At 67.7% G+C, this 9535-nt stretch carries 13 protein-coding genes; 8 read left to right on the forward strand and 5 right to left on the reverse strand.

Going from position 1 to position 9535, the window contains the following annotated elements; translation table 11 throughout:
- Positions 1-306: shikimate kinase (locus ACIQ2E_RS09110; protein ID WP_398329243.1), on the forward strand; the 306-nt coding region annotated here is incomplete at its 5' end.
- Here the strand turns inward: ACIQ2E_RS09110 and ACIQ2E_RS09115 are convergent.
- The gene (locus ACIQ2E_RS09115) at positions 303-566 is read right to left on the reverse strand and encodes a chlororespiratory reduction protein 7 (protein WP_398329272.1); all 264 of its coding nucleotides are present in this window, start codon (positions 564-566) and stop codon (positions 303-305) included. The two genes, ACIQ2E_RS09110 and ACIQ2E_RS09115, sit on opposite strands and share 4 nt — an antisense overlap.
- A 52-nt stretch (positions 567-618) precedes the next feature.
- Here ACIQ2E_RS09115 and ACIQ2E_RS09120 point away from each other — a divergent pair, with 52 nt between their 5' ends.
- Positions 619-1290: a DUF6816 family protein gene (locus ACIQ2E_RS09120; protein WP_398329246.1), complete on the forward strand. Its 672-nt coding sequence runs from the start codon at positions 619-621 to the stop codon at positions 1288-1290.
- Here ACIQ2E_RS09120 and ACIQ2E_RS09125 read toward each other — a convergent pair.
- Entirely contained in the window at positions 1287-1997 is a 711-nt protein-coding gene (locus tag ACIQ2E_RS09125; protein WP_398329249.1) for a glutathione S-transferase N-terminal domain-containing protein, read from the reverse strand. The genes ACIQ2E_RS09120 and ACIQ2E_RS09125 overlap by 4 nt on opposite strands.
- A gap of 55 nt (positions 1998-2052) precedes the next feature.
- On the opposite strand from ACIQ2E_RS09125, the gene ACIQ2E_RS09130 reads away from it, so the two are divergent.
- From ACIQ2E_RS09130 to ACIQ2E_RS09150, 5 genes are read left to right on the forward strand one after another with little or no spacing between them, the layout of a single operon-like run.
- Positions 2053-2259 carry a DUF751 family protein gene (locus tag ACIQ2E_RS09130; protein WP_296366750.1) on the forward strand — a complete coding sequence of 69 codons (207 nt, stop codon included), beginning with the start codon at positions 2053-2055 and terminating at the stop codon, positions 2257-2259.
- 2 nt (positions 2260-2261) lie between these two features.
- A complete protein-coding gene (gene rbfA, locus ACIQ2E_RS09135) occupies positions 2262-2672 on the forward strand; it encodes a 30S ribosome-binding factor RbfA (RefSeq protein ID WP_398329252.1) in 411 nt (136 codons plus the stop codon).
- On the forward strand, positions 2659-4272 hold the full coding sequence (locus ACIQ2E_RS09140; protein ID WP_398329255.1) for a glycoside hydrolase family 3 N-terminal domain-containing protein: 1614 nt from the start codon (positions 2659-2661) through the stop codon (positions 4270-4272). Before rbfA ends, ACIQ2E_RS09140 begins: the two co-directional genes overlap by 14 nt.
- Positions 4273-4319: 47 nt before the next feature.
- Entirely contained in the window at positions 4320-5513 is a 1194-nt protein-coding gene (locus ACIQ2E_RS09145; protein ID WP_398329258.1) for a glycosyltransferase, read from the forward strand.
- Between the two features lie 5 nt (positions 5514-5518).
- A complete protein-coding gene (locus tag ACIQ2E_RS09150; protein WP_398329261.1) occupies positions 5519-6331 on the forward strand; it encodes a uroporphyrinogen-III synthase in 813 nt (270 codons plus the stop codon).
- Here the strand turns inward: ACIQ2E_RS09150 and ACIQ2E_RS09155 are convergent.
- Genes ACIQ2E_RS09155 through zds form a run of 3 tightly spaced genes read right to left on the reverse strand, consistent with a single transcriptional unit; the run spans position 6321 to position 8836 of the window.
- Positions 6321-6872: a hypothetical protein gene (locus ACIQ2E_RS09155; RefSeq protein WP_398329263.1), complete on the reverse strand. Its 552-nt coding sequence runs from the start codon at positions 6870-6872 to the stop codon at positions 6321-6323. The genes ACIQ2E_RS09150 and ACIQ2E_RS09155 overlap by 11 nt on opposite strands.
- A complete protein-coding gene (locus tag ACIQ2E_RS09160; RefSeq protein ID WP_398329275.1) occupies positions 6853-7308 on the reverse strand; it encodes an SRPBCC family protein in 456 nt (151 codons plus the stop codon). The genes ACIQ2E_RS09155 and ACIQ2E_RS09160 overlap by 20 nt, the downstream gene beginning before the upstream one ends.
- Before the next feature lie 34 nt (positions 7309-7342).
- Positions 7343-8836: a 9,9'-di-cis-zeta-carotene desaturase gene (zds, locus tag ACIQ2E_RS09165; RefSeq protein WP_398329266.1), complete on the reverse strand. Its 1494-nt coding sequence runs from the start codon at positions 8834-8836 to the stop codon at positions 7343-7345.
- A gap of 104 nt (positions 8837-8940) precedes the next feature.
- Between zds and ACIQ2E_RS09170 the strand changes: the two genes are divergently transcribed.
- The gene (locus ACIQ2E_RS09170; RefSeq protein WP_398329269.1) at positions 8941-9357 is read left to right on the forward strand and encodes a HesB/IscA family protein; all 417 of its coding nucleotides are present in this window, start codon (positions 8941-8943) and stop codon (positions 9355-9357) included.
- Positions 9358-9535 lie beyond the last annotated feature (178 nt).

The raw sequence follows: 9535 nt of genomic DNA on the forward strand, positions 1-9535 counted from the left end.
GGTGTGGTGATCTGGCTGGATGCCCCCGATGCCCTGCTGCTGGAGCGGCTGAGCAGCGATCCCACCCCGCGGCCGTTGCTTCAGGCCGAAGATCCAGCCGGGCGGCTAGCGGCCCTGCTGGCCGAGCGCAAACCGCTCTATGCCCAGGCCGATCTGCACATCGTTCAAGACGGCGGCCCCGCCGAGCAGGTGGCCTCCCAGATCCTCGAAGCCCTGCCGAGTGTTTTGAAAGAGCGCACCGCAGCGCCGCAGCATCGCCTCCAGGTGGTGAATGACGCCGGTGAACTGAGCAACTCGATCAACTAGCTCCCTGGCGGTTCCAGGCGGATCGCAAACCACTGCACCACCACACCTGGCTCGAGCTCGAGCTCACAGGCGGTTTCCAGTAGGCGCTGGGCCCTGGCCGCCGCATCCGGCAGAGCGAGCAGATCAGCCGGCAACGGCTCAAGGTGCTGGAGCTGCTGCGTGAGCCAAGCACGGGTGTCTTCAGCGCTGAGCAGCTGCTGGGGGAGCCCCGGCTCCAGCACCACGTAATGATCCAGTTCACGGATCAGCGGATCAGACATGGGGCTGGGGCGTGGCGCCAGGATCAGCGCAGCCTGCCACGCCTGTTCAGCCATGGGGATCGCACTGCTGCGCGTCTGCTGCCTGGCCGCACTGGTGCTGCTGCTGCACACGCCGATGGCCCTGGCCGCCTCCGCTGCCGAGCCGCTGGAGCAGAGGCTGGCAAGTTGGCCGAGCTGGAGCCTGCCGGCACCGCTGCCGCGGCCCGGCCAGGGCGACCTGCTCTACCCAGAGTGGTTTGAGGGGCGGTGGCAGGCCACCAACCACGACCCCAGCGGCATCGAACCCGATCTCCACTACGACGTGCGCTTCACCCTGGATGCGCAGGGTGCGGTGGTGGGCGATCGAGCTTTCAACGCCGCCGCCATCGGTTCTGCACTGCTGGGGGATCAGCTGCTGCAGGTGCGCAACGATCCGCTCAATCCCAACCGGCAGCTCGCCCTGCTCGCCGGTGATCAGCGGCTGGAATCCACAGTGGTGGGGCGGCGCAGCGCCCAAACCAGCGACAGCTGCTTCCTGGCCGATGAACTAGCTCTGCAGGTGCTGCATGGCCCCGGGGATCCGCGGGTCAGCCGCGTGGAAACCCTCAGCCGCTACAGGCTGGTGAAGCCAGATCGCATTGAAGCCGAGCAATGGCAGGCGAGCTATGGCGCACCGGCCGAGGGACTGGCGGCTGAGGCTCGGCACAGCTGGCGAGGCCAGCTAGTACTGGAACGGCTGGATTAGGTTCGCCCCACCTGAGTGCCGATGGCATCGCGCCACTGCCACAGCGGCGCCAGGAGGGGGTCATCCGCCAGCCCTGGCACGCCGCGGCCGGCCAGGGGAGCTCCGGCACTGGCCGGGAAGAGCAGGAGCGAGAGCTGAGCCACCACGGCCAGATCCGCCAGGCTGAGCTGATCGCCCACCAGATAGGGCTGCTGCTGCACCAGCACAGCCAGCTGCTCGAGGTTGGCGCGGAGCTGCTCAAGGCCGCCGTGATCGATCACCTGCCCCAGGCCGCTGAGCACGCTGGAGGGCAGCGCTCCCACCAGGCTGCGCAGGGGGGCTGGGGTGGCCTCGGGGAGCAATCCGCCCCGCAGCACAGGATCGGCAGCCGCGGCTTGCACCAGGGCCAGCCGCACGCCGGCGGCGAGAGCTGTATCGGCCCAGTCTTCGAGCAGCAGCGCCTGGGCGCGCTGGGCTGGATCGGAGGGAAGCAGGGCAGGCTGCGGCGTGTGGCGCTCCAGGTGTTGGGCGATGGCGCTGGAATCAGCGATCACGTTGGAGCCGTCCACCAGCACCGGCACCTGCCGCTGCCCCGAGAGGCGATAGAGCTCCAGCTGCCCCACCCCAGGGGTGACCTCCACCACGCTGTAGGCCAGGCCCTTGGCCGCCAGCACCAAACGCACCTTCTCGCAGAAGGCGGAGTGGCGGAACTGATGGAGCTCCAGCATCGAACCCTTTTCACGGCAGAGTAGCCAGCACTCAACGGCCAGCGCCCGAGCCCCGATGCGGGATTTCTTCCTCAATGTGACGCGCTACCCGCGCTATTTGATCGCTTTTGGCCTGGGGGTGGCCAACTCGGTGCTGGAGCCCCTGGCCCAACGGCGCAGCAATCCCGTCACGGCTGTGGCGCTGGTGGGAGCGCTGGTGAGCGGCCTGCTGAGCTTGGGACTGATCCTGCGTGCCATGGTGAGCACAGATGTGATCGCCTAGGCATGGCGCAGGGCAGGCGGGTGGAACGGGTGGCGGCCTCAATCCGCCGTGAGATCAGCGAGCTTTTGGTGAACGGGATCAAAGACGATCGCGTGAGCCTGGGGATGGTGAGCGTGACCAATGTGGAGGTAGCGGGCGATCTGCAGCACTGCAAGATTTTCGTGAGCGTCTATGGCGCCCCGGAGGTGCAGGATCAGGCTCTGGCCGGGCTGCGCTCAGCGGCGGGCTACGTGAAAGGCGAATTGAGCCGCCGCCTCAACATGCGCCGCACCCCGGAGGTGATCTTTCACCTGGATCGGGGCATCGAGAAGGGCACGTCGGTGCTGGGGCTGCTGAACCAGCTGGAGCAAAAGCGCCAGGAACGAGGCGAGATCCCCGAGGGCACCGGCCAACTCGACAATGACCTCAGCTGATCTGCGCCGCCAACTGGCGCAGCTGCTGGTGGTGCGCGGCAGCGGCTTCAGCCGCGACAGCCAGCGCCGCTATCCCCGCTGGGAGCTCAGCAATGCCGAGCTACAGCAGCTGCTCGAGCTGGGCGTGGGCGGGGTGATCCTGTTGGGGGGCAGCGCCGAAGACCTGCGGCTGCGCTGCGCCCAATTGCAGCTCTGGGCTCAACAGCCCCTGCTGCTCTGCGCCGATGTGGAAGAAGGCGTGGGCCAGCGCTTTGAAGGGGCCAGCTGGTTGGTGCCACCCCTCGCTCTGGGGCGGCTGCATGGCAACGACCCGGCGCGAGCTGTGGAGCTCGCCGAATGCTATGGCCGCTGCTGCGGCCGTCAGGCGCGGCTGCTGGGGCTCAACTGGGTGCTGGGGCCCGTGTGCGATGTAAACAACAACCCCTTCAATCCGGTGATCAACGTGCGGGCCTGGGGTGAAACGCCCGAGAGCGCCGGCGCCCTGGCGGCTGCCTTTGTGCGCGGCTGCCAGGGCGAAGGGGTTCTGGCCTGCGCCAAGCACTTCCCCGGCCATGGCGACACCAGCAGCGACTCCCACCTGGAACTGCCGCTGATTCCCCACAGCCAAGAGCGCTTGAACGCTGTGGAATTGCCCCCGTTCCGGGCGGCTATCACCGCAGATGTGGCCTCGGTGATGACTGCCCATCTGCAGCTACCGGCCCTCGATAGCACCCATCCCGCCACCCTCTCGCCGGCCGTGCTCACCACCCTGCTGCGGCAGGACCTGGGCTTTACGGGCCTGGTGGTGACCGATGCGCTGGTGATGGACGCCATCACCAAGGCCTACGGCGCAGCTGAAGCGGCCGTGCTGGCCTTTGAAGCTGGTGCTGATCTGATCTTGATGCCCGCCGATGCCAGCGCCGCCCTGGATGGCTTGGCAGCGGCTGTGGAGAGCGGGCGCATCAGTCAGGCCCGCGTGAAGGCCAGTCTGGAGCGGCGCAGGGCAGCCCTGCAGCGCTGCCGCCCTCTGGGTGCAGAGCGCCTGGAGGCGGTGGTGCAGGAGCTCAGCACCCTGGTGGCAGACGAGGAGCGCGCGCTCACCCATGAGCTGCTGGAGCTGAGTTTGGAGCGACAGGGCGGCTCGGTGCGGGCGGCGGCGGACGGCGTGAACCTGATCCGGCTTGACAGCCAATTGAATGCCCCGCAGCTGCCGGCCATGGCGCCGGCGCTGCTGCGGCCAGCAGCCCAGGGCTATCGGGCCGTGCTGCTCGATGGCCGCAGCCCGAGCCCCTGGAGCGGCAACGCAGAAGCACCGCTGGCACTGGATCGCCTGGGGAGCGGCCCGGTACTGCTGCAGCTGCTGGTGCGCGGCAATCCCTTCCGCGGCAGCGCCGGCGGCGATGAACCCTGGCCGCAGGTGGTGCGGCAGCTGCTGGGGGCAGGGCGCCTGGCGGCTCTGGCGGTGTATGGCAGCCCCTATCTCTGGGAGCAGCTGCGCACGCTCTTGCCGCCGGAGCTGCCTGCGGCCTACAGCCCAGGCCAGATGCCGCAGGCCCAGGCTGTGGTGCTCGAGGCTTTGGGCCTGAGGGCGGCCGCCCTGGAGGGAGGCTTCACCGACTGAAGCCCTCCCGGCCCTGCCACTAGCCTCAGGCCGCCTGCACCACCGCCATGCTCAGCCTCTCGATGATCGTGCGCGACGAAGCAGCGCAGATCGAAGACTGCCTGCGCTCGGTGCAGGGCTTCGTGGACGAGATGGTGGTGGTGGACACCGGCTCCACCGACAACACCGTGGCCCTGGCGCAAGCGCTGGGGGCGCGGGTGGAGCAGATCGACTGGCCGGGCGACTTCGCCCCGGCCCGCAACCAGGCCCTCCAATGGGTGAGCGGCGACTGGGTGTTGGTGCTGGATGCCGATGAGCGCCTGCGGCCAGAAGCGATGGCGCCGCTGCGGGCGCTGATGGCGCAACCGGATGTTCTGCTGATCAACCTGCTTCGCCACGAGCGCGGGGCGGTGCAATCGCCCTACTCCAATGTGAGCCGCCTGTTCCGGCGCCACCCGGCGCTCCGCTGGAGCCGCGCTTACCACTCGATGGTGGACGACAGCGTGGCCGAACTGCTCCAGCAGGAGAGCCACTGGCGCATCGCCGACTGCCCCGAACCGGCTCTACTCCACGACGGCTACCGGCCGGAGCTGCTGGCCCAGGGCAACAAGCCGCAGCGGCTGCGCGAGGCGATGGAAGCCGAACTGCTGGAGCGGCCAGGTGATCCCTACGCCTGCGCCAAGCTCGGCAGCCTGGAGGTGGCCGAAGGCAACCTGGAGCGCGGCACAGCACTGCTGCGCCGGGGGCTGGGGCAGTGCCCGGCAGACGCCCACCCCGAGCGCTACGAGCTGTTGCTGCATCTGGCGTTGGCGGAAGCCGCGCGCGATCCCGCCGCTGCGGTGGCCCTCTATCGCGAAGCCCTGGCGCTGCCCCTGGCACCACGCCTCAGCCTCGCCGCGCGGCTCAACCTGGCGGCCCTGCTGCTCCAGCAGGGCCAAGCGCAGGAGGCCGAAGCGCTCTGCCAGCGGGCCACCGCCGCTGCCCCCGAAATCAGCCTGGGCTGGTACAACCTGGGCCTGATTCGCCGCCGCCTCGGCGACATCGCCGGTGCCCTGGAGGCCTACCGCGAAGCGCGGCGGCTCAATCCTGAGCACGCAGAAACCCATCAGAACCTGGCGGTGGCGCTCCTGCTGGGCGGCGACATCGAGGGCGCTCGCAGCAGCTTCCGCCAGGCCATCGCGCTGCTCAACCAGCAGGGCCGCAGCAGTGAAGCGGCTCAGCTGCGCCAGCAGGCCGGGGCGATGGTGAAACTGGAGGGCTGATCCCGATGCCGAACTCCGCCCCTCTGGAGGGCCGCACCATTGCCGTCACCCGCGCCGAACAACAACTCGGCGAGGCACGGCGCCTGTTTGAGCAGGCCGGGGCCACGGTGTTGGATCTGCCGGCGTTGGTGATCGGTCCACCCGATGAATGGGGCCCGCTCGATGACGCCCTGGCCGAACTGGATGAATTCCACTGGCTGGTGGTGTCGAGCAGCAACGGAGTGGATGCCGTGGAGCAGCGGCTGCAACGGCTAGGCGGCAGCCTGGCCCGCCGGCCCCAGAGCCTCAAGATCGCCGCCGTGGGCCGCAAAACCGCCGCCCGCCTCGAAGCGCTGGGGGCACCGGCGGATTTCGTGCCGCCCCACTTTGTGGCCGACAGCCTGATCGATCACTTCCCGGTATCGGGCTGGGGCCTGAGGCTACTGCTGCCTCGGGTGCAGAGCGGCGGCCGCACGGTGCTGGCGGAAGCTTTTGGGGAAGCGGGTGCTCGGGTGGTGGAAGTAGCGGCCTACGAATCGCGCTGCCCGGCGTCGCTACCGCCAGCCACCGCAGCGGCCCTCGCCGCCGGCACGGTGGATGCGATCACCTTTAGCAGCGGCAAAACTGTTCAGCACACGGCCCAGCTGCTGGAGCAGCACTTTGGTGATCCGTGGCAGGAGCTGCTGAGCGGAGTGGCCTTGGTCTCGATCGGACCGCAAACCAGCCACACCTGCCTCAGCCAGCTGGGCCGCGTGGATTGTGAAGCCGATCCCCACGACCTCGATGGCCTCGTGGCGGCCTGCGCTCAAGCGCTGGAAGGGAGGCCGCTCAGAGGTTGAACACTCGGCGCTGACCAGCCTGGTTGAGCACCAGACGACCACTGGCCACATCGATGCTGGTGACTGACCAATCCGCCGGAAGCAACGCCGGCAACCCAGAACCCACGCAGACACCGCGGCGACCCACGCACACCGACCCGCTCTGATCCCCCACCTGAACCAAGGCCTGGGCCTGGCCGGCACTGCGGATCACGCCGGTAAAGCGCAGGTCGCCAGCCGAAGCACGTCCGGAAGCAGCAGCTTTCGCCTGGGGCAAGGGGGCAAAGGGATCAAGCCGGCCAGTGGGCAGCGCTGCCACCACCTCCTGCGGCGTGGGCAACGGCGTAAAGCCAGCCGCCGGCGCAGGCTCGGCTCCGGCTGGTTTTTCAGCTGCAGCCGGTTTGGGGTTCGGGGGCGGCAGGGTGATGGTTTCTGGCCCCGAACTGGAGGCGCAGGCGGTGAGGGCCGGCAGCAGAGCAAGCCGACTGAGCCAGCCCAAGCAGGCGCGGCGGCTGCCCGAAACACGGCTCGGATTGGAGGCGTTATCCCTGCTGCTCGCCATACCCGCTTTGCACCAGATCGCGGAAGCGATCCAGATTGGCCTGGAGCTCCTTGGTCACGATCCCCCCCAGGATGGAGGGTTCCATCAAGGGTGCCAACACCCCCGGCAGCTCATAGCTCACGGTGAGCTTCACAGCCGTGAGTTCAGACCCTTGGGGATAAAAGCGAACAGCGCCTTTCGTGGGCAGCCCACCGACAGATTCCCAGTGCAGCTGCTGCGCTTCCACCCGCTGGGTGATGCGCGCTTTCCAGTGGAAGCGGAAGCCCTGGGCAGCGAGGGTCCAATCGGTGAGGTCGGGATCGCCGGGTTCGGTGACCACCGACTCAATCCAGTTCATCCAGCGCGGCATGGCCTCGAGATCGCTCCACACCGTCCACACCCGCTCGGCCGAGGCCTTCACCTCCGTGGTGACGCTGTGTTCAAGCCAACGGCCCATGGGAATCAAGCGAGGGGGGATCAGGCTGGTGTGATCAGGCAACAGCCGCATTCGTGGCGAGCTCGGCCTTGCTCCCCAGGATGGCGGCGGCGGCCAGTCGTCCGCTCATGGTGGCGCCTTCCATCGAATCGATGTAGTCCTGCTTGGTGTAGCTGCCGGCCAGGAAGAAGTTGCCCACCGGCGTGGCCTGATCGGGGCGGTAGGGCTCCATGCCGGGCGCTTCGCGGTAGAGCGACTGGGCCAACTTCACCACGTTGCTCCACACGAGCTTCAGGTTGCGGGCCGAGGGGAAGAGGCGCCGCACCTGCTCATCGGTGGCATCCACGATGTCTTCGGTTTTCTTGGGAATCCAGGGATCACCGGGGGTGAGCACGCACTGCAGCAGCGAGCCCACGCCTTCCTTGCGGTAGTCCACAGGGCTGGCCAGGGCCAGATCAGCGAAGCAACTGAAGTCGGCGTCGGCGGTGTAGAGGAGGTTGTCGAGGCCGGCGGGGCGCTCCACCTCACGGCGGGCGGCCTCCTCGAGGGCACCGTCGCCCAGTTCGGTCACCCAGCCGTCGTAACGCAGCTGCACGGTGGCCACGGGCACAGCCTCGAGCTTGTAGAGGTTGTCGAACAGGGGCCAGCGGCGCCAGGCCTCGGGAATCATCCGCTGGATGCCAGGCACATCACAGGCGGCGAGGTAGGCATCGGCCTTCACCTCGATATCGCCATCGGGGGTGCCGAGCTTGAGAGCTCTCACCTGAGTGGCGGGCTGTCCATCGGCGGCCGCAGCGCCTTCTTCAAACACCACCTCCGTCACGCGGTGGCGCAGGTGCAACTTGCCGCCGCGCTGCTGGATGTAGTCGAGGATCGGGCCGGTGAGCCAGCGGTGCGGCGAGCCCTTGAGCAGGTTGAGCTTGGAAGCTTCGGTTTTCGCCGCAAACATCATGAAGATGGTGAGCATGCAGCGGGCCGAGATCGCCTCGCAGTCGATGAAGCCCAGGGCGTAAGCGATCGGATTCCACATCCGCTTGATGCTCTGCTCACTGCCGCCGTGGCCGAGGAACCACTGCTGGAAGCTGATGCGGTCGAGATCGCGGATCACCTTCATCGCCCCCTCGTAATCCACCAGGCCGCGCACGATCGGGCTGGTGCCCAGAGCCAGGGCGTTGCGCAGTTTGTCGAGCCAGTCGAGCTGTGGGGTGGTGAAGAAGGCCTTGAGGCCGTTGAAAGGAGCGCCGAGGGCGAAGCGGAAATCGAGTTCGCGCAGGTCGCCGCCAGCATTCACGAACAGGTGGGTGTGGTCTTTGGGGAGCAGGTTGTCGATCGCTCCCACCTTGCGCAGCAGGGCGAAGAGATTGGCATAGTTGAAGAAGAACACATGCAACCCCATCTCGATGTGGTTGCCGCCTTCATCCACCCAGCTGCCCACCTTGCCGCCCATGAACGGCCGGGCTTCGTACAGGTCCACCTGATGGCCGGCATCCACAAGATCCACCGCCGCCGCCAACCCGGCCAACCCCGAACCCACGATGGCGACGCGCACCCTGCTACTCCCACGGAATGGGCACGACTCTATGGAGACGCCCACCGGAGCGGCAGGTGTGGGTTGTGCTCCATACGATGGGGTGATCAGGCCAGGGCCTTTCGATGACCAGCGAGTCCGCCACCACAACCGCCATTGCTGAACCCGCGCAGGCCACCCACACCGGCCGCGACGGCAAAGGCATTCAAATCACCGAATCGGCGATGAAGCAGCTGGCCACCCTGCTCCCAGCCCAAGGCGAAGGCAAGGTGCTGCGGGTGGGCGTGCGCTCCGGCGGGTGCAGCGGCATGAGCTACACGATGGATTTCATCGATGCGGCCGAGATCCAGGCCGACGACGAGCGCTACATCTATGAGCCCGCCGGTGCCCCCAGCTTCACGGTGGTGAGCGATCCGAAAAGCCTGCTCTACATCTATGGAATGCAGCTGGATTTCTCCAGCGCCCTGATCGGCGGCGGCTTCAACTTCACCAATCCCAACGCCACCCAGACCTGCGGCTGCGGCAGCTCCTTCGCGGTGTGACGGGCGGCGTGTTCTGGGTGTGGGGTGTCTTGAGAGTCGTCCAGCTCGGGATATCCACGGATATCCCGAGCTGGACACGCCTGAGCAGCGCCACACTCGTTGCCCCCGTCGCCAGCCTCCATAACGCAGACGCAGCAGCCCTGGCCGACCGGGTGCGAATCTGAGGGCACGACCAGGC

The sequence above is a fragment of the Vulcanococcus sp. genome (genome assembly GCF_044369115.1).
Taxonomy (GTDB): domain Bacteria; phylum Cyanobacteriota; class Cyanobacteriia; order PCC-6307; family Cyanobiaceae; genus Vulcanococcus.

Bases quoted from the DNA above. Each gene is read 5' to 3' on its own strand.
- ACIQ2E_RS09130 (WP_296366750.1), top strand. From the start codon at position 2,053: ATGCGGGATTTCTTCCTCAATGTGACGCGCTACCCGCGCTATTTGATC.
- ACIQ2E_RS09115 (WP_398329272.1), bottom strand. From the start codon at position 566: ATGTCTGATCCGCTGATCCGTGAACTGGATCATTACGTGGTGCTGGAG.
- ACIQ2E_RS09170 (WP_398329269.1), top strand. From the start codon at position 8,941: ATGACCAGCGAGTCCGCCACCACAACCGCCATTGCTGAACCCGCGCAG.
- ACIQ2E_RS09120 (WP_398329246.1), top strand. From the start codon at position 619: ATGGGGATCGCACTGCTGCGCGTCTGCTGCCTGGCCGCACTGGTGCTG.
- rbfA (WP_398329252.1), top strand. From the start codon at position 2,262: ATGGCGCAGGGCAGGCGGGTGGAACGGGTGGCGGCCTCAATCCGCCGT.
- ACIQ2E_RS09150 (WP_398329261.1), top strand. From the start codon at position 5,519: ATGCCGAACTCCGCCCCTCTGGAGGGCCGCACCATTGCCGTCACCCGC.
- ACIQ2E_RS09155 (WP_398329263.1), bottom strand. From the start codon at position 6,872: ATGGCGAGCAGCAGGGATAACGCCTCCAATCCGAGCCGTGTTTCGGGC.
- ACIQ2E_RS09140 (WP_398329255.1), top strand. From the start codon at position 2,659: ATGACCTCAGCTGATCTGCGCCGCCAACTGGCGCAGCTGCTGGTGGTG.
- ACIQ2E_RS09160 (WP_398329275.1), bottom strand. From the start codon at position 7,308: ATGGGCCGTTGGCTTGAACACAGCGTCACCACGGAGGTGAAGGCCTCG.
- ACIQ2E_RS09145 (WP_398329258.1), top strand. From the start codon at position 4,320: ATGCTCAGCCTCTCGATGATCGTGCGCGACGAAGCAGCGCAGATCGAA.
- ACIQ2E_RS09125 (WP_398329249.1), bottom strand. From the start codon at position 1,997: ATGCTGGAGCTCCATCAGTTCCGCCACTCCGCCTTCTGCGAGAAGGTG.